Annotated in this window: 19 protein-coding genes; 4 read left to right on the top strand and 15 right to left on the bottom strand. The window is 71.4% G+C overall.

Going from position 1 to position 21786, the window contains the following annotated elements:
• Positions 1-24: 24 nt before the first annotated feature.
• Positions 25-1230, bottom strand: a complete 1206-nt coding sequence (locus ACFU5O_RS07690) for a CapA family protein (protein ID WP_384237608.1) — start codon at positions 1228-1230, stop codon at positions 25-27.
• A 267-nt stretch (positions 1231-1497) separates the two neighbouring features.
• Between ACFU5O_RS07690 and ACFU5O_RS07685 the strand changes: the two genes are divergently transcribed.
• The gene (locus ACFU5O_RS07685; protein ID WP_384237605.1) at positions 1498-2046 is read left to right on the top strand and encodes a sigma-70 family RNA polymerase sigma factor; all 549 of its coding nucleotides are present in this window, start codon (positions 1498-1500) and stop codon (positions 2044-2046) included.
• Positions 2047-2254: 208 nt separating this feature from the next.
• Entirely contained in the window at positions 2255-2773 is a 519-nt protein-coding gene (locus ACFU5O_RS07680; RefSeq protein WP_384237603.1) for a hypothetical protein, read from the top strand.
• 37 nt (positions 2774-2810) lie between these two features.
• Here ACFU5O_RS07680 and ACFU5O_RS07675 read toward each other — a convergent pair whose 3' ends face one another.
• The 6 genes from ACFU5O_RS07675 to ACFU5O_RS07650 form a co-directional block, all read right to left on the bottom strand.
• A complete protein-coding gene (locus ACFU5O_RS07675) occupies positions 2811-3284 on the bottom strand; it encodes a hypothetical protein (protein ID WP_384237600.1) in 474 nt (157 codons plus the stop codon).
• An 85-nt stretch (positions 3285-3369) separates the two neighbouring features.
• Positions 3370-4581 (bottom strand): sensor histidine kinase, encoded by a 1212-nt coding sequence (locus ACFU5O_RS07670; RefSeq protein ID WP_384237598.1) that lies wholly within the window; start codon positions 4579-4581, stop codon positions 3370-3372.
• Positions 4582-4594: 13 nt separating this feature from the next.
• Entirely contained in the window at positions 4595-6328 is a 1734-nt protein-coding gene (locus ACFU5O_RS07665; RefSeq protein ID WP_384237596.1) for a cation acetate symporter, read from the bottom strand.
• A gap of 22 nt (positions 6329-6350) precedes the next feature.
• Positions 6351-6731, bottom strand: coding sequence for a hypothetical protein (locus ACFU5O_RS07660; RefSeq protein WP_384237593.1), 381 nt, complete (start codon positions 6729-6731; stop codon positions 6351-6353).
• 179 nt (positions 6732-6910) lie between these two features.
• Positions 6911-7186: a hypothetical protein gene (locus ACFU5O_RS07655; RefSeq protein ID WP_384237590.1), complete on the bottom strand. Its 276-nt coding sequence runs from the start codon at positions 7184-7186 to the stop codon at positions 6911-6913.
• A 176-nt stretch (positions 7187-7362) separates the two neighbouring features.
• Complete coding sequence (locus tag ACFU5O_RS07650; RefSeq protein ID WP_384237588.1) at positions 7363-8175, bottom strand: LytR/AlgR family response regulator transcription factor; 813 nt, start codon at positions 8173-8175, stop codon at positions 7363-7365.
• A 165-nt stretch (positions 8176-8340) separates the two neighbouring features.
• Here ACFU5O_RS07650 and ACFU5O_RS07645 point away from each other — a divergent pair, with 165 nt between their 5' ends.
• On the top strand, positions 8341-9045 hold the full coding sequence (locus ACFU5O_RS07645) for an anti-sigma factor family protein (protein ID WP_384237585.1): 705 nt from the start codon (positions 8341-8343) through the stop codon (positions 9043-9045).
• 15 nt (positions 9046-9060) lie between these two features.
• Here the strand turns inward: ACFU5O_RS07645 and ACFU5O_RS07640 are convergent, their stop codons facing one another.
• The 4 genes from ACFU5O_RS07640 to ACFU5O_RS07625 form a co-directional block, all read right to left on the bottom strand.
• Complete coding sequence (locus tag ACFU5O_RS07640) at positions 9061-9924, bottom strand: Fpg/Nei family DNA glycosylase (protein WP_384237582.1); 864 nt, start codon at positions 9922-9924, stop codon at positions 9061-9063.
• Positions 9925-10220: 296 nt separating this feature from the next.
• Positions 10221-11612: a wax ester/triacylglycerol synthase family O-acyltransferase gene (locus tag ACFU5O_RS07635; protein WP_384237579.1), complete on the bottom strand. Its 1392-nt coding sequence runs from the start codon at positions 11610-11612 to the stop codon at positions 10221-10223.
• A 110-nt stretch (positions 11613-11722) separates the two neighbouring features.
• Positions 11723-13807, bottom strand: a complete 2085-nt coding sequence (locus ACFU5O_RS07630; protein ID WP_384237576.1) for a SpoIIE family protein phosphatase — start codon at positions 13805-13807, stop codon at positions 11723-11725.
• A 65-nt stretch (positions 13808-13872) separates the two neighbouring features.
• Complete coding sequence (locus ACFU5O_RS07625; protein WP_384237574.1) at positions 13873-15282, bottom strand: DUF6777 domain-containing protein; 1410 nt, start codon at positions 15280-15282, stop codon at positions 13873-13875.
• Positions 15283-15630: 348 nt separating this feature from the next.
• Here ACFU5O_RS07625 and ACFU5O_RS07620 point away from each other — a divergent pair, with 348 nt between their 5' ends.
• Positions 15631-17067, top strand: a complete 1437-nt coding sequence (locus ACFU5O_RS07620; RefSeq protein ID WP_384237571.1) for a lipase maturation factor family protein — start codon at positions 15631-15633, stop codon at positions 17065-17067.
• 79 nt (positions 17068-17146) lie between these two features.
• Here ACFU5O_RS07620 and ACFU5O_RS07615 read toward each other — a convergent pair whose 3' ends face one another.
• The 4 genes from ACFU5O_RS07615 to glgA form a co-directional block, all read right to left on the bottom strand.
• Positions 17147-17320, bottom strand: a complete 174-nt coding sequence (locus tag ACFU5O_RS07615) for a hypothetical protein (RefSeq protein ID WP_384237568.1) — start codon at positions 17318-17320, stop codon at positions 17147-17149.
• Between the two features lie 294 nt (positions 17321-17614).
• Complete coding sequence (locus ACFU5O_RS07610) at positions 17615-19114, bottom strand: SDR family NAD(P)-dependent oxidoreductase (protein WP_384237565.1); 1500 nt, start codon at positions 19112-19114, stop codon at positions 17615-17617.
• Positions 19115-19370: 256 nt separating this feature from the next.
• Positions 19371-20588 carry a glucose-1-phosphate adenylyltransferase gene (glgC, locus tag ACFU5O_RS07605; RefSeq protein ID WP_384237564.1) on the bottom strand — a complete coding sequence of 406 codons (1218 nt, stop codon included), beginning with the start codon at positions 20586-20588 and terminating at the stop codon, positions 19371-19373.
• Between the two features lie 30 nt (positions 20589-20618).
• Positions 20619-21785, bottom strand: a complete 1167-nt coding sequence (gene glgA, locus ACFU5O_RS07600; RefSeq protein WP_384237561.1) for a glycogen synthase — start codon at positions 21783-21785, stop codon at positions 20619-20621.
• Between the last annotated feature and the right edge of the window lies 1 nt (position 21786).

Below are 21786 nucleotides of genomic sequence, written 5' to 3'. Positions count from 1 at the left end.
CCCGTGTGCGTACCGCGCGGCGCGTCAACGGCCCATGACGAGGCCGTCGTCGGCCGCCCCGCGGCTCAGGACGGCCTCGCGGATCCGGTCGCGTACGGCCCTGTGGTGGGCCGCGCCGCCGGCGATCTCGGCGTTGAGGTCGACGACGCGGCCGGCGTCCGTGTCCATCCACTGCGGGACGAACTCGGCCTTGGCCACCTCCCAGCGTCCACCGGTCCTGGCGGGCGGGGCGAAGGTGAAGCGCGCGAGGGTGCTCTGGTTGCCACGTGGGTCGTAGGCGCCGTCGTGGTTGGTCATCGGTCCGGCGATCTGGTCACCCATGCCGTACACGACCCAGGTCCCGTTGACCTTCTCGTAGGCCTGCGGGACATGGGCGTGCGTGCCGAGGACGAGGTCGATGTCGGGCCGCCCCGCGGTCCGTGAGGCGGTCAGGGTCCGGCCGAGCCGGAGCTGGCGGGTGTCGGGGGCGGTCTGCCATTCGGTGCCCCAGTGGATGCTGACCAGGACGACGTCGGCACCTGCCCGCCGGGCGGCACGCGCGTCCTCGACGATCCTGCGTTCGTCGATCATCCGGACCGCCCAGGGCTGCCCGGCAGGGAGCGGGTAGCCGTTGGTGCCGTACGTGTAGGCGAGCTGGGCGACCCTCGCGGTGCCGGCACGCAACCAGGCGGGACGGCGGGACTCGGCCTCCGTGCGGGCGGTGCCCGCGTGCTTGATGCCGGCGCGGTCGAGGACGTCGAGCGTGCGGCGCAGACCGGCGGCGCCGTCGTCCAGGGAGTGGTTGGAGGCGGTGGAGCAGGAGTCGTATCCGGTGGCTCGAAGGGCTTCGGCGACCTGAGGCGGTGACTTGAAGGCGGGGTAGCCGGTGTAGGGGCCGCCTGCTTCGCCGTACACGGTCTCCATGTGGCAGACGGCCAGATCGGCGCGCGACACGACGGCTCGGACCCCGGCGAGCATGGGCCGGAAGTCGTAGCCCTCGCCGTCGGCGTCCGCCTTCGCCGTACGGATGACCGAGGCGTGCGGGAGTACGTCTCCGCTGGCGACGAGCGTGAAGCCACGAGGTGCCGGACGGTCGGCCCTGGGTGCCGACGGCCGGCTTCTGGCCGCGCCGGGATCGAGCGTGGCGGGAGCGGCGCCCGGAGTCCGCTCCGGTCCCCCGCCGCAGCCCGCCAGGGCGCCGAGGAGGGCGGTGGCCGCGGCCAGTGCCGTGCGGCTTCTGCCTGTGGTCATCGGCGTGCTCCTCCCGGGGGCGGGGCGGGCGTGCCCGTCCGGAAGCCACAGGACACAACGATCATTCAAGCACCAAGCAGACCATATGACTTGTCGACGGATATGGGACGGCCCTTTCCGGCCGACCGCTCGGCGCACCATTCGCCGCCCAGTGCGACCGCTCGGCGCAGATCCCCGGACAGCGCCTGTCACTTCGCGCCCCGATGCGCTCGGATACGCCACGTAGCAGCGAATTCTCGGGAAACCACGCGCGAAAGGATGCCGACGATGGTGACGGCGACGGCGACGGCGACCACCGACGAACAGGCCCTGGCGGAGCTGAAGCGCGAACACGGTCCCGCCTTGCTGAGCTTCCTCCTCGGCCTGACCTACGGCGACCAGCAGCGCGCCGAGGACCTCCTCCAGGAGACGCTGCTGCGGGCCTGGCAGCATCCCGAGGCGTTCGATGCGCCGTACGAGTCGATGCGCCCGTGGCTCTTCACCGTCGGGCGCCGTCTCGCCATCGACGCGCGCCGTTCCCGGCTGGCCCGGCCGGCGGAGATCGGCGACGACATCCTCGCCACCACCGCGGACCCCGCGGACGTGACCGATCGCGCGGTCGCCGCGCTCGATGTGCGCGCCGCGGTGCGGACGCTGAGCCCGGAACACCGGGCGGTGCTGGTGCAGATCTACTTCCAGGGCCGGAGCGTGGCCGAGGCCGCCCTGGCACTGGGCATACCCGCGGGGACGGTCAAGTCGCGCTCGTACTACGCACTGCGTCAGCTGGCCCGCTCCCTGCCGGGCTACAGCCGCGCGGCGGCCTCCTCCGCCGCCTGACGGACGCCGTCGCGCGGGGCACTGCCGGAGACCTCTTCCGCCTCGGGGGCCCCTTCGGGAACCTGGTCTCACTGGGGCCACGAAGTCGCGTCCCCGCGATTCGAAATCGGCCGCTCGAGTTGAGTAAAGAGGAACCCTGACACGTGTTCCCCGGTGGAGGCTCGTCGTCGACAGTCGCACCGAACACGTCCGGGAGAAGGTGGAGAGAGTGCTGCCGGAGAGCGGTAACGGGACCAGCGGAGGCGGTCTGGCGGTTCCCATGGCCTGGCTGTGCGCCGAGTACATGGCCGATGAGATGCTGCGCACCGGAAGTCTTGTGCAAACCGGTTCGCTGGAGTTCAGAGCGGGCAGATCGACGCTGGCCCTGACGATCTATCTGAGCGGTGGCTCGGACGAGCCGGACGTGGTCCGCACGGTGTCCTTCCTCGACGAGTGGCTGTCGCGCACCGCGTACGGACACCCCTGGCCGGAGTGGGTACGCGATCGCATCGCCGCCCGGGAGGCGTTCGACGGTGACGGCACCCGTCCGGACCCCGATCTGGCACTGGCGAGGGACGCCTGGCGATGGCTCGAGCGCACCGAGCTCCTCGCCGCCGATCTCGGTGACGACGACGGGTTCCTGCCCCCGGTCCTCCCTCTGGATCCGGAAGCCGACGAGGCGCAGGTGTGGACCCCGGCGTGGCGGCTCGGGCTGCCGCTGGGGCACCTCGCGATCCATCTGTTCTGAGTGGGGATCGGGCCCTGGCCCCGGCAGCCGGTCCCGCTCAGCGCAGAGCCGCCCTCAGGAGGCCGCACACCCGCTCCACCTCCGCAGCGTCCGGGAGGCGGCCCGCTGCGAACATGGCCGACTGAAGAGCGGGCCCACAGGCGTCGTGCTCGGCCATGTCCCGCGCGAGGGCAGGCTGCACGACGAAGTGGATGTGTCCCGCAACCCCCTCGGCGTGCGACCAGAGACACACATACACCTGCTCGGGCCGCATCACCGAAGTGACGGCCTCGCTGACGAGCCTCAGCAGCGGCCCGATCTCGGCGGACTCGTCGGGAGAGAGCTCCGCGACATGCACCACGTGCCTGACCGGCTTGACCACGACGGTCCCGAGCCCCAGCGGGCCGATGCAGTGCTCGACGACCCAGTGCGCGGTCCGGTGGATCGCCCCGCCGGGCAGCGGCGCCGTGCCTGCGGCGAGCTCGCATGCCAGGCACCCGCGCCCGGTCTCGCTCTCGCTTCGATGCGGCATCGCCACCCCCCGCGCCCGGCCCCCACCGGCCCGCACCCTACCGGAGCGTGGCGACGTACACGGCCGGCCGCGCCGGAGCCCGGCCTCAGCGCCCGCCGGCGTTCTTGTGCACGCCCGCACGGTACTTGGGGATCCGTGCCGTGATCTTCATGCCGGCCCCGACACCCGTCTCGATGACCAGGCCGTAGTCGTCGCCGTACACCTGCCGCAGGCGTTCGTCGACGTTGCACAGCCCGATGCCCGACGACCGGCCGGCCTCCCCCGCGAGGATCCGGCGCAGCTCCGCCGGGTCCATGCCGACACCGTCGTCCTCGATGGTGACCACCGCCTCGGCGCCGGCGTCCTGCGCGGAGATGGAGACCCGGCACTCGTCGCCGGAGTCCTCCAGGCCGTGCTTGACGGCGTTCTCGACGAGCGGCTGCAGGCAGAGGAACGGCAGGGCGACCGGGAGGACTTCGGGAGCGATCTGGAGGGTCACCTCGAGCCGGTCGCCGAATCGGGCACCGGCCAGCGCCAGATACTGCTCGATGCAGCGGAGTTCGTCGGCGAGATGCGTGAACTCACCGTGCCTGCGGAACGAGTAGCGGGTGAAGTCGGCGAACTCCAGCAGGAGTTCACGTGCCCGCTCCGGGTCGGTGCGCACGAAGGACGCGATGGCCGCGAGCGAGTTGAAGATGAAGTGCGGGGAGATCTGCGCGCGCAGTGCGCGGATCTCGGCCTCGATGAGCCGGGTACGGGAGCGGTCGAGTTCCGCGAGTTCCAGTTGCACGGACACCCAGCGGGCGACCTCCGTGGCTGCCCGGACCAGCACGGCAGATTCCTTCGAACCGTAGGCGACGAGTGCGCCGAGCACTCCCTCCTCGCCGGTCAGCGGGGCGATGACGGCCCAGCGCAACGGGCACTCCAGATCGTCGCAGTCGGTGCGGACGCTCTGGCTGCGTCCGGAGTCGAGTACGCCGGTGACGCGCCCCATGACCCGCTCCTCGTGGTGGTCACGGCCCGGACCGTCCCAGGCGAGGACCGTTTCTCGGTCGGTCAGGCACAGCGCCTCGGTGCCGAGGAGGGAGCGCAGCCGCCGAGCCGCCTTGCGGGCGGTGTCCTCCGTGAGCCCGGCGCGCAGCGGCGGGGCGGCGAGCGACGCCGTGTGCAGGGTGTGGAACGTAGCCCGCTCGACCGGCGTACCGAGGTCGAGGTCGGGTCCGGTGCCGCGCCGCGCGGTGAGCCGTCCGAGCCAGAAACCCACCGTGAGCAGCACGGCTGCGGCGGCGCTCAGGGCGGCGAGCGCCATCCCGGTCATCCTTGCCCCGCTGTCATCGTTGCGCTCCTTCGGGCTGTGGCCGTCCGACGAGGTCCTCCGGCAGATGGAGGCGGGCCAGGATGGCAGCGGCCCCTGGCGGTATGTGACGGGGGGTCGCGAGCGAGACCAGCACCATCGTGAGGAAGCCGAGCGGCACCGACCAGACCGCGGGCCAGGCCATCAGGGTGTGGCCCCAGCCCTGGGGGGCGAGTCCGGCGCGGGTCGCCATGACGGCGGTCAGCGCCGCCCCGCCGCCGGTGACGAGTCCCGCCGCGGCTCCGGGCGGGGTCAGCCGCCGCCACCAGATGCCGAGGACGAGCAGCGGGCAGAAGGAGGAGGCGGAGACCGCGAAGGCGAGGCCCACCGCGTCCGCGACCGGCACGTTGGTGGCGACGACGCTGACGGCGAGCGGCACGGCCATCGCGGCCACGGTCGCGAGCCGGAAGTGCCGCACCCCCCGCGAGGGCAGCACGTCCTGGGTGAGGACCCCGGCGACCGACATGGTCAGTCCCGAGGCGGTGGACAGGAATGCGGCGAAGGCGCCGCCCGCGAGGAGGGCGCCGAGCAGATCCCCCGCAATGCCGCCGATCATCCGTTCCGGGAGGACGAGCACGGCGGCGTCGGCCTCGCCGGTGAGGGAGAGTTCGGGCGCGTAGATCCGGCCGAGTGCGCCGTAGACGGGCGGCAGCAGGTAGAAGGCGCCGATCAGCCCGAGTACGACGAGGGTGGTGCGACGCGCGGCACGCCCGTTGGGGCTGGTGTAGAAGCGGACGGCGACATGAGGTAGTCCCATGGTGCCGAGGAACGTCGCGAGGATCAGTCCGTACGTCGCGTACAACTGGTAGCCGTCCCGGCCGCCGGCGAGCGGCTGGGACCAGCTGGACGGGTCGTCTCCGGTGGCGGCGCGTCCGGGAACCTCGGCGCCGCGCGGAAAGGTGAGACCGGTTCCGGCGTCGATGCGGTGGGTGCCCTCGCCGAGGCTGACCCGCCCGCCGTCGTGGCGGGTGCCGTCGACGCTGCCGACGACACGGACGGTGAGGGGTTGCCGCAGCTCGACCCGTACGGTGTCGTCGAACCGTACGGCCGTGTGCTCACGGAAGACGGCGGGGGCGTCGAACCGGGCGCGGGGGGCCTCGTCGCCGAACCAGGCGGCGACCAGGAAGAGCACCGGCACCAGCAGGGCGGTGAGCTTGAGCCAGTACTGGAACGCCTGCACGAAGGTGATCGAACGCATCCCGCCCGCCGCGACCGTGCCCGTCACGACGACCGCGACGACGAGTCCGCCGACCCAGCCGGGCGCGCCGGTGAGGATCTCCAGGGTGAGTCCGGCGCCCTGGAGCTGAGGCAGCAGATACAGCCAGCCGATGCCGACGACGAAGAGGCTGGCGAGCCGGCGCACCGTGGCCGACTCGAGCCGGGCCTCTGCGAAATCGGAGAGCGTGTACGCCCCCGAGCGGCGCAGCGGGGCGGCGACGAGGACCAGCAGGACGAGATAGCCGGCGGTGTAGCCGACCGGGTACCAGAGCATGTCGGGGCCCTGGAGAAGGACCAGGCCCGCGATGCCGAGGAAGGAAGCGGCGGAGAGGTACTCGCCGCTGATGGCGGCGGCGTTGAGTCCGGGTCCGACGGACCGCGAGGCGACGTAGAAATCGGACGTCGTACGGGATATCCGCAGGCCGAGTGCGCCGATGAGGACCGTGGCGAGGACGACGAAGGTGACCGCCGTCACCGCGTAGGTCTGGTTCACCGGTTGATCCCCACTGGCGTGCTCAGCGGCCTTCGACGAGCCCGGTGAAGTCGCGCTCGTTGCGTTCGGCCCTGCGCACGTACCAGCGCGCCACGCTCCACATCACCGGGTAGACGACCACGCCCAGCGCCACCCAGACGAACGGGCCCGGCGAGGAGAAGGACCCGAGGACGGCGGCGGGGAAGGCGAACAGCAGCGGCAGGGTGCCGACGAGGAGGACGAGCGTGCCCAGGGCGTACAGCGCCGCGCGCAGCTGGCTGCGCATCAGGGAGCGTACGTAGACGTCGCCGAGCGGTGTCTGCTCGCTGATCTCGGAGCGGGCCGGGGCATGGCCGGGCGGGCGGCGGGCGCCACGCGGCACGCCCGTGACCACCTCGCGGCGGGGAGGCTGCTGTGCAGACATCGTCGTCCGCTCCCGGCGTCTCTCGGCAACTCCTTCGGACGCATGTCCGAAGGATCTACGGAGTCTACGCACCAGCCATGACGGAGGGTAGGCGTCACATGGTCTCGTCCCGGTCTCGGCGTCGGGCCGGACCCACCGGCCGGACGGGGCTCACGGCCTGCGCCGTCGATCCGCCGGGCTCATCGCCCGGCGTCGCGCGGGCGGGCACAATCCGCGAGGGCGATCTCCAGTTCCACGTACGACTCCTCGGCGCGACGGAACGCGACCTCGAGGGCGGCTTCCGCGCGAGGGCCGACGAGTCCCCGTGCGGAGTCGCGGATCTCGTACAGCACATCGGCCCAGCGCCCGGCGGCGCTCTTGGCCGTGGCCAGGAGCTCCTCGACGTCGCCGGGGGCGCCGGGACCGACTGACCGCAGACCGCCGATCTCCCGGAGCAGCGCTTCGATGTCGGACATGAGGCCCCTTCCCCCTTCCTGATCAAGGGTAGGGCGGGCATGGGGCACGGGGACGCCGATCCAGGGGGCCGCTCGGCCGGCGGACCGCGGGCATCGCCGTGCGGGCAGATGGAGCGACGAACGGTTCGCCCCACGCGCCGAGCGGTTCACCGGCGGGGGCCTTCGGCCGGCTGCGGTCAGCCTCGCGCGTGGCGCATCAGCAGCTCGCGCAACTGGCGGGCGTGGCGACGGCTGACCGCGAGTTCCGCGTCGCCCACCCGGACAGTGGTGGTCCCGGCGTCCAGGCGCAGTTCGTCGATGCGGCCGAGGGCGACGAGATGGCTGCGGTGGATGCGTACGAAGCCTCTCGACGCCCAGCGCTCCTCCAGTGTGGAGAGGGGGATCCGGACGAGATGGCTGCCCTCGGCCGTGTGCAGCCGGGCGTAGTCCCCCTGAGCCTCGACGTACGCGATGTCGTCGATGGCGACGAACCGTGTGACACCGCCGAGTTCCACCGGGATCTGCTCGGCCATGCCACCGGGCGCGGTCGCTCCGGTCACGGCCGGTGCCGTCTGCGCGGGCACGGTCGCCGGCAGGGCCTGGAGGGATTCGCGCACCGGCACCGCCAGATCGCTGACCCGGCGTACCGCCTCGGCCAGCCGCTCCCTGCGCACGGGCTTGAGGACGTAGTCGACGGCCTTGAGGTCGAAAGCCTGGACGGCGAAGCCCTCATGGGCGGTGACGAACACGATCAGCGGAGGGCGTGCGAAGCCGGCGAGCAGCTTGGCCACGTCGAGTCCGGTGAGCCCGGCCATGTGGATGTCGAGGAAGACGACGTCGATGGCGTCGTCGCCGTCAGGTCCCGCGTCGAGGGCCCGGCTGATGCGGCGCAGCGCCTCGGTCGCGTCGGTGGCCCCTTCGGCGCTGCGTACCCGCGGATCGGATCGCAGCAGGTAGAGGAGTTCCTCGAGCGCCGGTTTCTCGTCGTCGACAGCCAGTACGCGCAGCATGTTGCGGAGTTTAGGCGCGGGCGAAAGCCGGGACCACGGGAGTCCGGCAGGCTTTTCGCCCGCGCAGATGAGCAGGGCGGCGCCGCCGTGCGTATTCCAGGTCGACACCACGGTACGTACGACTCGTATGGACCGTTCGTAGCCGACGAGCCGAAGGATTGGTCCATGAATCTGCGGGAGCGGCACAGGGATGTGGCTGCCTATGCGCTGGGCGTCCTCGATCCCTCCGACGCGTTCCGCTTTGAGGAGCATCTGTCGGAGTGCGTCGAGTGTGCGGTACGGCTGGCCGATCTCGCCCCCGTCGCATCGGCGCTGGGCGCACTGGCCGGTCCCGAAGGTCCCGAGGGTCCGGGCGGGCCGGGCCCGGAGCCGTCGCCGAAGCTGCTCGACCGCCTGCTGCAGGAGGTGGCGCTGCGGCGCAGACGCAGCTCACGGCGGCGGCTGCGGCTCGTCGCGACCGCGGCGGCGCTGATCGTCGCGCTCCCCGCCCTCGCGGCGGGACTGACGGATCGCGCGGGGGGAGACGGCGGCCCGGAGGACCCCGAGGTACGGATCACCGCGACGGACGCGGCGACCGGGGTGTACGGGGCGGTCGACCTCCGCAGGAAGGCCTGGGGTACCGCGGTCGCGCTCCGCGTCTCGAAGCTGACCGGGCCGCGGACGTGCAAGCTCATCGTGATCGGCAAGGACGGCGAGGAGCACGCGGTGGGCAACTGGTCCGTACCGGGCGCCGGTTACGGCATGAAGGGCTCGCCCTCGGACGGACAGCCGCTGGACATCGAGGTGGCCACGGCTCTGGCACCCGACGAGATCGGCCGCTTCGAGGTCCGTGGCACCACCGGGGAGCACCTCGTGTCGCTGGACCGCTGACCGGCCCGCGGCCGCTCATTTGAGCAGCCGGGACATCCTGCGGTCGGCGAGCGGCTTGCCGCCCGTCTGGCAGGTGGGGCAGTACTGCAGCGACGAGTCGTGGAAGGACACCTCACGGACGGTGTCCCCGCACACCGGACACGGTTCGCCGGTCCGGCCGTGCACCCGCAGTCCGCTCTTCTTCTCGGACTTGAGCTTCCCCGCGGCGACTCCGAGGGAGCGTTTCACGGCCTCCGTGAGCGTGCTGCGCATCGCCTCGTAGAGCCCGGTGATCTCGTCCTCGGTGAGTTTCGAGGTGAGTTTGTACGGCGACATCTTCGCGGCGTGCAGGATCTCGTCGCTGTAGGCGTTGCCGATTCCGGCGATGAGGCTCTGGTCGCGCAGGGCGCCCTTGATCTGACGGCGTTCGCCGGCGAGCAGCGCGGCGAAGGTGTCCCGGCCGAAATCGGCGGCGAGCGGGTCCGGACCGAGCCGGGCCACGCCGGGTACCTCTGCCGGATCGCGTACGAGATGGACGGCGAGCCGCTTCTGCGTACCCGCCTCTGTCAGGTCGAAGCCGTCGCCGCCGGTGAGGGCGGTCCGCAGGGCCAGCGGGCCCTTGCCGGGTCTGGGCGCCCCCGAGGGCAGCACCTCCTTCCACTGCAGCCAGCCGGCGCGGGCGAGGTGGAAGACCAGATGGAGTCCGCCCGACGTGACGATGTCGAGGAACTTGCCGTGCCGGTGCACGGCGACGACCTCGGTGCCCTCGACCGCGCCGAGCGGCGGGTCGTACGTCTTGAGCACGCTGATCGCCACGGGCAGCACCCTGGCGATCTCCTTGCCGACCAGATTGTCGACGAGGAACTCTCGCAGCGCTTCGACCTCGGGCAGTTCCGGCATGCGTCCAGAGTGCCGCACCGCGCCCCTGGCCGCAGGCGCGGCCCGGCATCCCTCCCCGCGGCGGCCCCCGGGCCTCTTCCGACCCGGAGCAAGACGGCACGATCCGCGGCCCTGGGGTCTTTCGTTCGGATCGGGCCGGATCGGTCAGCGGGTTCCGGCGGCGTGCATCGCAAGGCGGAGGAAGGAGCCCAGGGGGCACCTCCCAGCGGTGGCCGGGGCGACGTCGACGACCGGCGACAACGCAGCGAGGTGCGCCGCAAGGGCACACGAGCCCGGCAAGATCCGGACGAGAGGCGCTAACGGACCAGTGCCAGGAGCGCGGCCAGTTCCTCCTCCATGCTGCGGGCGAGCCGGTCCACGTCCGGGAGGGCTTTGCCGTCGGCGACGAGGCCCACGTGCACATGGCCGCCGTACGTCGACATCGCGACGGCGAGCGACTGCCCCCGGGCGAGCGGCGCCATGGGGTACACCTCCCGCAGCGGGCAGCCGCCGAGCGAGAGCGCTGACCGTGGCAGCGGCACGCTCGTCACCAGCACGTCGAAGAGCATCCGGGCGGCGTTCCCGGCGATGGGTGCACCGAAGCGGTGGGCGAGCGGCGGCAGTTGGTCGGCGAGAACGGCGACCGCGCCGGCGCCGCGCAGGGGGCCCGCCGCCTTGTTGCGGTCCATTCCGGTGCGGACCGTGTAGAGCCGGGCCCAGGGGTCGGGCTGGGACACGGGTAGCCCGAGCAGATACGCCGAGAGTGTGTTGCCGGATCCGGGCGTGCTGCCTGGCCGCCGCCTGGAGACGGGGACCAGGGCGCTCGGGTCGCTGAGCGGCAGGTCGTCTCCGCGTTCGGTCATCCACCGGCGCAGCGCCCCTGCGACGGTCGCGAGGAGGACGTCGTTCGCAGTGCCGCCGGCCACCCTTCGCACCTCCTGAACGTCGTCCACACGCAGGACGGCGGTGGCGAGGCGGCGCGTGCCGCTGGACGTGGCACTGAGCGCGGCGGCGCCGCGCGGGTCGAGCCGGCCGGCCCGGGCGAGGGACGCGCCGACGAGCGAGGCACCGACACCGACCGCACGGCCCAGTTCCTCGATCCGGCCGCGGGCCATGCCGGCGACCTGCCAGGGGCCGGGCAGCCAGGACCGGGGCGGCACGGGACGCGCCCCCCGGCCGGCGTTCATCCGGCCGAGCACCGTCCTGCCCGCGCGGGCCGTGCGGGTGTCGGCGATCTCGTCGAAGATCCCGGCGCCGATGGCGACGGCCCGCATCCCGTCGGCGAGGGCATGGTGCAGTTTGACGAGTACGCCGAACGGGTCACCGGGCCCGCCGGTGAGGAGGTACATCTCCCAGGGCGGAAGGCCCCGTTCGAGCGGACGCTCCATCAGCTCTCCGGCCAGCCGGGCAGAGGCCGCGGCGAAGTCCCCGGCCGGCAGCCGCACCTGACGCAGGTGGCGGCGCACGTCGAAGTCCTTGTCGACGGACCAGGCCGAGCCCCCGACGGGCAGGAGGACATCGCGCACCCGCATCCGCAGCCGTGGGATCGCCGCGGCACGCGTGGCGAGGAGTTCGAGGATCTCCGCGCTGTCGCACTCGCCGGTGCCGGGCCGGGCGAAATGGGCGAGCGCACCGAGGTGCATGGGGTGGTCGGCGGACTCCAGATGCCAGAAAGCCAGATCCAGGGGTGCCAGAAGCTCAGTGCTCAAGGGGGTCCTCATGTCCTTGAAGGCCGGAACACAGGATTATGCAGTCAATCGCTTGCGATCGGTTACGGTCAAGTGCAGTTGGGTTACATACGGTTACCATCAGGTATTGGTCAGGTGACCGGCCTTTCGACGACACGTTCGGTGACGACGAACTCGCACCACACAGATTTGCCGCTGCCGCGCGACTCCACACCCCAGACGTCCGCCAGCTGGTCCACCAGCATCAGCCCCCGGCCGGACACACCGGACTCCCCGGCCTCCCGGCGTCGTGGCAGCGCGCTGGACAGGTCGTCGACCTCGACCCGCAGCCGCCGTTCGGGCCCGGAGAGCACGCGCGCGGTGACGATCGCTCCGCCGTCGGTGTGCATCAGGGCGTTGGTGATCAGTTCGTCGGCGGCGAGCTCGATCTCGTCGGACCGCTCCCCCGCACCCCATGCGCGTACCGCCGCCCGGATCATGTGCCGCGCGGAGCTCAGCGCCTCCGGGTCGTTCTGGGCCACATGCTGCTGCAGCCGGCCGCCGGCCTGGGACGCGTAGGCACCGTGGCGGCGCAGCAGCAGCAGCGCGACGTCGTCCTCGCCCGCCCGCTCGTCGACCTCTTCGCAGAGCCGGTCGGCGAGCAGCTGGAGATTCCTGGGGCCGCTGTGGATCAGGCAGGTGAGCTGCTGGAGCCCCTCGTCGAGGTCGGCGCCCGGCTGTTCCACGAGCCCGTCGGTGTAGAGCAACAGGGTCTCTCCCGGGTCCAGTTCGAAGGTGGACACGGGGTACTCGAGCCGGCCGAACTCCGCGGAGAGGCCGAGCGGCAGCCCCCCGCTCACCGGCACACGGTGGCTGTCCCCGTCGGGCGAGATCAGCAGCGGACCGACATGCCCGGCGCGGACCATCTGGACCACGCCGGTCGTCAGGTCGACCTCCGCATAGGTGCAGGTCGCGAAGCGGTCCGTGTCGAGCTCATGGAGGAACACGGAAGCGCGGGCCATCACGGTCGCCGGGGTGTGGCCTTCGGCGGCGTACGCGCGCAGCACGATGCGCAGCTGGCCCATCACGGCCGAGGCATGGGTGTCATGCCCCTGGACGTCACCGATGACCGCGCCGACGCGCCCGCCGGGCAGCGGAATGATGTCGTACCAGTCGCCGCCGATGTCCCGGCCCAGCCGGGCGGAACGGTAGCGGACCGCGATCTGCGCCCCGGGCACGGCGGGAATCCGGCGCGGCAGCATGGCCTGCTGGAGTCCCTCGGCGAGGTCGTGCTCCTGCTCGAAGAGGACGGCCCGCTGCAGGCTCTGGGCGATGCTGCTGCCGAGCGCCACCAGCAGATTGCGCTCCTCCGTCGTGAAGCCGGTCTTGTCGCTGTAGAGCAGGCCGAGCGCCCCGATGGGGCGGGCCTGGGCGATCAGCGGCATATAGGCCGCGGAGGTGATGCCGAGCCCCTTGATGTGCGGCCACAGCCTCGGATAGGACTCGGCGAAGTCCTCCTTCGACTCGATGAAGCGCGGTGCGAGCGTGCGGATCACCTCGCTCATCGGGTACTGCTCGTCGACCCTCGTGTACCGCGTGCCGGGTACGAAAGAGCCCTCGGGCCCCTCGGCGACGAGATGGATCCTCCCCGACTCCAGCAACCCCACCACCATGCTGGTGGCGCCGAGGCGCTCGAGGCCGTGCGAGTCCTTGAGCACGTCGATGACGTCCCTGACCGTCCTGGCGTGGGCGAGCGCCGCCGTGGTGCTCTCGACGACGCTCGTCTGGCGGCGACGTTCCGCGTCGAGGTCGGCGCGGGCGGAGGAGTCGGCCAGCTCCTGGGTCGCGTCGCGGACGATGCCGATGATGCGGTGGGGGCGGCCGGCGGCGTCGCGCCTGACCGCCCCCTGGGTGTGGGTCCAGCGCAGGCTGCCGTCACGGCACCGGATCCGGAAGTACGCGCCGTAGGTGCTGCTGCCGCTCTTCAGCGCCTGTGAGACCAGGCCGTCCAGCCGGGTCGCCTCGCTCTGCGGGACGCGGAGCGACAGACTCTGGGGGCGCCCGTCGTACTCCTCCGCCGCCACGTCGAACACTTCGAGCGCCGACTGGTCCAGATGCAGCAGTCCGCTGTCGAGATCCCAGTCGAAGCTGCCCATGCGGTTGAGGGACAGGCTCAGATCCGGGTGGGCCGGCCAGTCGTCGGGAAGCGACACGGCACCCGCTGCCCGATCAACCATGGTGACACTCTGCCATCATTTATCCGATATTTCGAGCGAACAGATGATCCGTCCGCCCGGCGCCCTCAGCCCCGGAGGGCGCCACCGCCCTGTGCGGGCGATCCGGCGCCGCGGCCTGCGCCGGCGGCGGGAGCCTTGGACATGTTGCCCGCGCCTGCCGAAGGCGCTCCCGACGTGTTGCCCGCGCCGCCGTGGCCACCGATGCCGCCGATGCCGCCGTGGCCGCCGATGTTGCCCGGGCCGCCCCGGCGGGTGGCCTCCGGAGCGTTCGCGCCGGAGTTGCCGCCGGGGCTGTTCTCAGGACCGAAGAGGATGTCGGAGTCGCTCTGGGAGGACTCGTAGGTGTTCCCGTCCTGCGTCTGGGGGTCGACGCCGTTCGGGTCGGCGGAGCCGGGGTCCGTGCCGTCGGGGAAGTCGGGCACCGGGGCGGGCTGGGGGTTGTTCTCCAGCGTGCCGGACCCGGACCCCGGCGCGTCGGGGGCCGGCACCTTGCCGGAGCCCGCGCCGGTCCCCGCCGCGGACCGGGCGGGGTCGGGGACGGCCGGCACGCCCTGGCGGTTCGTGTTCGGGCTCGCGCCGGCCCCCGCGTCCGGAAGGATCGGCTTGGGGCTCGACGTGTCGGGGCCCGCCGGCTGGCTGTACGGCATCTCCGTGACGGGGACCCCGGGGTCGTAGGCCGGGAGCACGTCCGGCTTGCGGTCGGCCTCGCCGTCGCTGCCGCTCGTCCGCGCCAGCCAGGAACGGCCGGCGATGTCGGCGATGATGAAGCTGTTGATCACATCGGGCGAGCGCGTGATCACAACGACACGCTCACGGTCGTAGCCGGGCCACGCCCTGCCCTGCTCCTCGGGCACACCGGCGTCGATCACCGGCGAGGCCAGCGGGCTGCCGGAGGCGCAGCGGACCCTGGGAGAGCCGTGCTGGTCGACCAGGACCGCGGTGCCACCCTGAAGGACGGCCTGGAAGCGCTGGGCCGCGCCGTCGCGGTAGCTGTGACCGGTGAGCCGGGCGTCGGCGCGCAGGATCATCGGCGTGAGTCCCCGAAGGAACTCGGGAAGGTCCGTCTGACCGACGCCCACGCCACCGGCGAACGCACGGCCTCTGTTGCCGTCGGACATCAGGAAGCGGATCTGCTGCTCGACGTCGCAGCTCGCGATCGAGCGCGTGCCGCCGTACAGACCGGGCGTGGAGCCCAGCACCGTACGGACGGACCGGATGCTCGGCTCGGAAGCACGCGGGGACGCGGAGGCACGTGGCGAGGGCAGCGATCCGGCCGCGCCGGCGATCGTGGCCGTCGAAGGGGTGAAGGGATCGGGACCCTGATCCGCGGCCGGCTGCAGATGGACCACCTGCTCCTGCTGCTTCGACTCCGTTCCGGACCGGCCGGAATCCGTCAGCTTGCTGCAACCCGTAACCAGAAGTGCGGCCGACAGGACTGCCGGCAGCGCGGCGAGCCTGGCGTACCGGCGATGCATCGGTGAGCACACGAACATGTCCCGCCATCTCCCGCCTGTGATGAAATCCGGAGTGATCACTCTTGTCTTGCCGCATTCCGGCCGGACCCGCGACCCGACACGACCGGCCGGTTCACCGGCGCCGGCTTCGGACGTCCGGGCCGTGGCCCCGCTGACCTGGCGGAATATGCGGACGGACAGCGCCGAAAGGCTGACTCGCGCATTGCGCACGCCATCCGCGTCCGTTCGTGGCGGCGACGAGACGCTCCCTGCGCCCGGCCGGGCGGCGGGACCCGGCAGCGGATCCGCGGGACCGCGCTCCGGCGGACCGCGAACAGGGACCGATACTGGAAGTACCGGAGGTCCGCGATGGAGTGGTTCACGGCACCCGACTACTGGATGAGCAGGCTGGTGTTCCAGCGGGCTCTGGCGGGCGTGTATCTCGTCGCCTTTCTGGCCGCCGCTCTCCAGTTCCGCGCGCTGATCGGGGAGCGCGGCATGCTTCCGGTGCCCGAGTACCTGCGCCTCGTACCGAAGCGGCGGACGCCGAGCGTCTTCCAACTCCACTACTCGGACCGGTTCTTCGCAAGCTGCGCCTGGACCGGGGCGGCGCTGGCGGCCGCGCTGGTGGGCGGAGCCGCCGATCAGCTGCCGTTGTGGGCCGCGATGCTGTGGTGGGCGGTGCTGTGGGCGCTCTATCTGTCGATCGTCAATGTGGGCCAGACGTGGTACGCCTTCGGCTGGGAATCACTGCTGCTCGAGACGGGATTCCTCGCGATCTTCCTCGGGAACGAGCGCACGGCGCCGCCGGTGCTGGTGCTGTGGCTGTCGCGCTGGCTGCTGTTCCGGGTGGAGTTCGGCGCGGGCCTGATCAAGATCCGCGGCGACGAGTGCTGGCGCAAGCTGACGTGCATGTACTTCCACCATGAGACCCAGCCGATGCCGGGGCCGCTGAGCTGGCTCTTCCACCGTCTGCCGGGGCCGCTCCACCGGGCCGAGGCCGGAGCCAACCACGTCGCCCAACTTCTGGTCCCGTTCCTTCTCTTCACCCCGCAGCCGGTCGCGAGCGTGGCGGCGGGCGTGATCGTGCTGACGCAGCTGTGGCTGGTCCTGTCGGGAAACTTCGCCTGGCTCAACTGGCTGACGATCGCGCTCGCGCTCTCCGCCGTCGACCTCTCCCCCCTCACCGGCCCGCGTCCGCTTCCGGCTCCGCCGCTCTGGTACGAGATCCTCGTGATCGCCGTGACCGTGCTCGTCGTGGCCCTCAGCTACCGCCCGGTCCGCAATCTGCTCTCCCGGCACCAGACGATGAACCGCTCGTTCGACCCCCTTCACCTCGTCAACACCTACGGCGCGTTCGGCACCGTCGGCCGGGTCAGGTTCGAGGTCGTCGTGGAAGGTACGGACGAGCGGGAACTGCGCCCCGGCACGGTATGGCGGGAGTACGAGTTCCACGGCAAGCCGGGGGACATCCGGCGGTGGCCGCGCCAGTTCGCCCCGTACCATCTGCGCCTCGACTGGCTGATGTGGTTCGCGGCGCTCTCCCCCGCCTACGCCCGCCCCTGGTTCGGCGGCTTCGTCGAGCGGCTGCTCGACAACGACCGCGACACGCTGAAGCTGCTGCGCCGCAATCCGTTCCCCGACGCCCCGCCCCTTTACGTACGCGCCCGTCTCTACCACTACGAGTTCACGAACTGGCGGCAGCTGCGGGCCACCGGCGCCTGCTGGCAGCGGCGCTATCTACGGGACTTCCTGCCGCCGACCCGGCTGAACACGACGACCGATGTGACGGCCGAACAGGTGTAAAAAGGGGAGCAAACAGATGGAAAAGCCCCATACCCCCCGTCCCGTCAGGGAGCAGGGGGTATGGAGATCGGCGAGCGAATCAGTCGACGCCGGGGAGGATGTGCGGCTCCTCGAGGTCGTCCTCGTATCCGGCGAGCCGGATCGGGGCGGACCTGGCCCAGACTTCCAGGCTGCCGAGCTCACCGGCGCGCCCGGCCCGGCGTTCGCCTCGTTCGGCAGGCCGCTTCTCCGGCTTGGTCACTTCAGTTGTCACCGCGCACTCCTCTGCGTCGCGTAACAGGGGGACTAGGGGCATTCGGTCGCGGTGGCGCCGTTCTCTGGCGGGATCGCGGCCGTGGTTGCGGGCCTGTCCCAGGGCGGCCGAGGGGTTTCGTGGGCCCTTGTTGGCCGTCCGTGCGCTCCAGCGTAACCAAATGAGCGCTCCTGCGCTCGATGGGGAACGTCACATTGGGTGTTTCTGTACAGGAAAACGTACAGAGATGACGGCCCATCGGGTACAGGAAACCCCCGGGCCGCCCTGCACGCCCGGGGGTTACGGCCGACCGGGTTACCAGTTGGCCGGCGCGTAGTCCTTGAGGAAGCAGCCGTACAGGTCCTCGCCGTCCTCGCCCCGCACGATCGGGTCGTAGACACGGGCCGCGCCGTCGATCAGGTCGAGCGGGGCGTGGAAGCCCTCGGCCGCGAGCCGGATCTTGTCCGGGTGCGGGCGCTCGTCGGTGATCCAGCCGGTGTCGACAGCGGTCATCAGGATCCCGTCGGCCTCGAACATCTCCTGGGCACTGGTGCGGGTCAGCATGTTCAGCGCGGCCTTGGCCATATTGGTGTGCGGATGGCCCGCCCCCTTGTAGCCACGGCTGAAGACGCCCTCCATGGCGGACACATTCACGACGTACTTCCGCTTCGCGGAAGAGGCGATCATCGCAGGGCGGAGCCTGCTGATGAGGATGAACGGCGCGGTGGAGTTGCAGAGCTGCACTTCGAGCAGCTCGACCGGGTCGACCTCGGAGACGGTCTGGATCCAGCTGTTGGTGTCGTGCAGATCGGGCACCAGGCCGCCGGCGTCGATGGCCGTGCCCGCCTCGATCCGGGCCGGCGAGGCCGAGCCGGAGACCAGCGCCAGATCGGTGACGTCCTGGGCGGTCAGCGCCTCTGCGGACATCTCGGAGCGTGCGGCGGGCAGGGCGGCGACGCGGTCGACGCTGCCGCTGCCGAAGGTGCCGATCACCTGCGCGGAAGGGAGCTCGCCCGCCGGCAGCGGGGCGCCCTCGGCGGTGAGGAGCTCGCTGTACGCCTGGGGCGAGCGGCGCACCGTCTGAGCGGCGTTGTTGATCAGGATGTCGAGCGGGCCCTCTGCGGCGACGGAGTCGGCGAGGGCGACGACCTGCGCGGGGTCGCGCAGGTCGATGCCGACGATCTTGAGGCGGTGGATCCACTCGTCACTGTCCGGCATCGCCTTGAAGCGGCGGATCGCATCGTTCGGGAACCGCGTGGTGATGGTGGTGTGGGCACCGTCACGCAGCAGCCGCAGTGCGATGTACATCCCGATCTTGGCGCGTCCGCCGGTGAGCAGTGCCCGCCGGCCGGTGAGGTCGGTGCGGGCGTCGCGGCGGGCGCGGTTCTCGGCGGCGCACTTCTGGCAGAGCTGGTGGTAGAAGGCGTCGACCTCGACGTACCGGGTCTTGCAGATGTAGCAGGACCGCGGACGCCGGAGTATGCCCGCGACCTCTCCGACGACGGACGAGGAGGGCAGCAGGCCCTGCGTCTCGTCGTCGATGCGCTCGGCTGAGCCGGTGGCGGTGGCCTCGGTGACCATCTTGTCGTGCGCGGTCTTGGCGGCCCTGCGCTCCTGACGGCGGCGCTGCTTCACGGTCCGGTAGATCCCGGCCGTGGCCCGTCGGACCGCGATCGCGTCGGGGTGGTCGACCTCGAGCCCGTCGAGCTCTTCGAGAACGCTCAGGCAGACGGCCAGGCGCTCCGGGGCGATGCCCGGACCGTACTCCTGGACCGGCCCGCACTCCTGGCCGGGGCCGTCCTGTGTCACCGTCATCGCCGCTGCCGTTCCGTTCCCTGTGTCCCGCGTGGATTCCCAAAAGCGGAACTTTACGTCAGTCAGTAGCACGGATGCCAAACCGCGCTCCCGCAGGGCCTCGGGCGGGCACCGGCCGGGTGCTCCGGATCGGGCGCCGACCGGCCGAACGGTGACCCTCCGTCTCCCGGCAGCGGCACGGAGCGACGGTCCCGGCAGTGTTGTGCCTTCTGCGGGGGCGGGCCGGTCCCGTCAGGAGCAGCCACCGCCGACCGGGTCAGAGCACCTGCTGTCCCTTACCCAGGGCGATCACCCCGCCCTTCGACACCGTGTACAGCTCCTGGTCACGTTCCGGATTGACGCCGATGGTGGCTCCCGGCGGGACGTCCACGTTCTTGTCCAGGACAGCTCCGCGCACCACCGCACCCCGCCCGACCCGGACGTTGTCGTGCAGGACCGAGCCCTGGACGACGGCGCCCGGTTCCACGGTCACTCCCGGCGAGAGGACGGACCGCGTCACCTGGCCGCGGATCACACAGCCGGGGCTGACGACCGACTCGCTCGCGATCCCGCCGGCACAGAACCTCGCGGGCGGCAACTGCCCGGGGTGCGTGTACATGGGCCAGCGGCGGTTCTCGAGGCCGAAGACCGGCTGGTCCGCGATCAGGTCCATATGGGCTTCGTAGTACGAGTCGAGGGTGCCCACATCGCGCCAGTAGCCGTGCTCGGCGGCACTCGCCCCCGGCACATGGTTCCCGTCGAAGTCGTAGAGCTGCGCCATACCGCGCTCGGTGAGCATCGGCAGGATGGAGCCGCCCATGTCGTGCACCGAGTGCGGGTCCTCTGCGTCCCGGTGGAGCGCGTCGACCAGCACCTTGGTGGTGAAGACGTAGTTGCCCATGGAGGCGAAGACCCGCCCCGGGTCGCCCGGCAGTCCGGGAGGGTCGGCGGGCTTCTCCAGGAAGCGGTCCACGCGGATGCCGTCCGACGCCGGGCCGATGACCCCGAACGACGAGGCGTCGGCGCGCGGCACCCTGATACCGGCGACGGTCACCCCCGCGCCGCTGTCGATATGCTGCTTCAGCATCTGCCGGGGATCCATCCGGTAGACGTGGTCGGCGCCGAACACCGCGATGTGGTCGGGCTGTTCGTCGTGGACCAGATTGAGGGACTGCAGGATGGCGTCGGCGCTGCCCAGGTACCAGCGCGGGCCGAGCCGCTGCTGCGCGGGCACGGGTGTCACATAGTTGCCCAGCAGGCTGGACATCCGCCACGTGGTGGTCACATGGCGGTCCAGGGAGTGCGACTTGTACTGCGTCAGTACGCAGATCCGCAGGATGTCCCCGTTGACCAGGTTGGACAGGACGAAATCGACGAGCCGGTACGTACCGCCGAAGGTGACCGCCGGTTTCGCGCGGTCGGCGGTGAGCGGCATCAGCCGTTTGCCCTCCCCGCCGGCCAGGACGATCCCGAGCACCGAAGGTCCACCGCGCATCGTGCCCCCTCACACCGCCGGCTCATGCCGTCAGCTCGACTTGAGCGTCTCCTCGTACACGTCGTACGTACGCCGGGCCACCTGGTCCCAGCCGAACTCGCGGACCGCGCGCTCCCGCCCCGCATCGCCCATCCGCGTGGCGGCGGCCGGGTCGTCGAGCACCCGGTTCAGGGCTTCCGTGAGGCCCGCCTCGAACCGGTCCGGATGCCGGGCGTCGTACGGAACGAGGAGCCCGGTCGTCCCGTCCTCGACGACCTCCGGAATACCGCCGACGGCCGACGCGACGACCGCCGTACCGCAGGCCATCGCCTCCAGGTTCACGATGCCCAGCGGCTCGTACACGGAGGGGCAGACGAACACGGCTGCCTGGCTGAGGAGTTGGACCACATCGGGCCGCGGCAGCATCTCGGGTATCCAGACCACCCCCTCGCGCATCCGCCCGAGTTCTTCGACGAGCTCCCGGAACTCGGCGCCCGTCTCCGGCGTGTCGGGGGCTCCCGCGCAGAGCACCAGCTGGGCGCCGGGTTCGAGGGCACGGGCGGCGCGCAGCAGATGCGGGACGCCCTTCTGCCGGGAGATGCGGCCGACGAAGAGCACGTAAGGGCGGTCGGGGTCGATGCCGCGGCGCCGCAGGACGTCCGTGCCGGGGTCGGGGCGATAGAGACGGGTGTCGATGCCGTTGTGGACGACATGGACCCTGGCCGGGTCCACGGCGGGGTAGCAGGCGAGAAGGTCGGCACGCATCCCGTGCGAGACGGCGATGACGGCGTCCGCGGACTCGATCGCGGTCCGCTCGGCCCAGCCTGACAGGGCGTATCCGCCTCCGAGCTGCTCGGCCTTCCACGGACGCAACGGCTCCAGCGAGTGCGAGGTCACGATGTGCGGGATGCCGTACAGCAGCTTGGCCAGATGACCGGCGAGGCTCGTGTACCAGGTGTGCGAGTGGACGACGTCGCGGCCCTTCAGCGCGGCCGCCATCGAGAGATCGACCGAGAAGGCGCGCAGTGCGTCATTGGCGCCCTCGAGCCCGGGGAGCGCGTCGTGCCGCAAGGCTCCCCCGGCCGCCGGGATCCCGCCCCAGGCATGCACCTCGAGGTCGAGCAACGCCTCTAACTCACGCGCCAGGAACTCCACATGGACTCCGGCGCCGCCGTAGACATCCGGCGGATACTCGCGTGTGACCAGTCCCACCCTCATT

The organism is Streptomyces sp. NPDC057445, assembly GCF_042802855.1.
Taxonomy (GTDB): domain Bacteria; phylum Actinomycetota; class Actinomycetes; order Streptomycetales; family Streptomycetaceae; genus Streptomyces.
Note: the sequence above shows the minus strand (reverse complement) of the source record. Positions and strands in the feature narration are given on the sequence as shown.

Bases quoted from the DNA above. Each gene is read 5' to 3' on its own strand.
- ACFU5O_RS07640 (WP_384237582.1), bottom strand. From the start codon at position 9,924: ATGCCGGAACTGCCCGAGGTCGAAGCGCTGCGAGAGTTCCTCGTCGAC.
- ACFU5O_RS07620 (WP_384237571.1), top strand. From the start codon at position 15,631: ATGGAGTGGTTCACGGCACCCGACTACTGGATGAGCAGGCTGGTGTTC.
- glgA (WP_384237561.1), bottom strand. From the start codon at position 21,785: ATGAGGGTGGGACTGGTCACACGCGAGTATCCGCCGGATGTCTACGGC.
- ACFU5O_RS07655 (WP_384237590.1), bottom strand. From the start codon at position 7,186: ATGTCCGACATCGAAGCGCTGCTCCGGGAGATCGGCGGTCTGCGGTCA.
- ACFU5O_RS07660 (WP_384237593.1), bottom strand. From the start codon at position 6,731: ATGTCTGCACAGCAGCCTCCCCGCCGCGAGGTGGTCACGGGCGTGCCG.
- ACFU5O_RS07670 (WP_384237598.1), bottom strand. From the start codon at position 4,581: ATGACCGGGATGGCGCTCGCCGCCCTGAGCGCCGCCGCAGCCGTGCTG.
- ACFU5O_RS07630 (WP_384237576.1), bottom strand. From the start codon at position 13,807: ATGGTTGATCGGGCAGCGGGTGCCGTGTCGCTTCCCGACGACTGGCCG.
- ACFU5O_RS07645 (WP_384237585.1), top strand. From the start codon at position 8,341: ATGAATCTGCGGGAGCGGCACAGGGATGTGGCTGCCTATGCGCTGGGC.
- ACFU5O_RS07610 (WP_384237565.1), bottom strand. From the start codon at position 19,114: ATGACGGTGACACAGGACGGCCCCGGCCAGGAGTGCGGGCCGGTCCAG.
- glgC (WP_384237564.1), bottom strand. From the start codon at position 20,588: ATGCGCGGTGGACCTTCGGTGCTCGGGATCGTCCTGGCCGGCGGGGAG.
- ACFU5O_RS07675 (WP_384237600.1), bottom strand. From the start codon at position 3,284: ATGCCGCATCGAAGCGAGAGCGAGACCGGGCGCGGGTGCCTGGCATGC.
- ACFU5O_RS07625 (WP_384237574.1), bottom strand. From the start codon at position 15,282: ATGCATCGCCGGTACGCCAGGCTCGCCGCGCTGCCGGCAGTCCTGTCG.
- ACFU5O_RS07685 (WP_384237605.1), top strand. From the start codon at position 1,498: ATGGTGACGGCGACGGCGACGGCGACCACCGACGAACAGGCCCTGGCG.
- ACFU5O_RS07690 (WP_384237608.1), bottom strand. From the start codon at position 1,230: ATGACCACAGGCAGAAGCCGCACGGCACTGGCCGCGGCCACCGCCCTC.
- ACFU5O_RS07650 (WP_384237588.1), bottom strand. From the start codon at position 8,175: ATGCTGCGCGTACTGGCTGTCGACGACGAGAAACCGGCGCTCGAGGAA.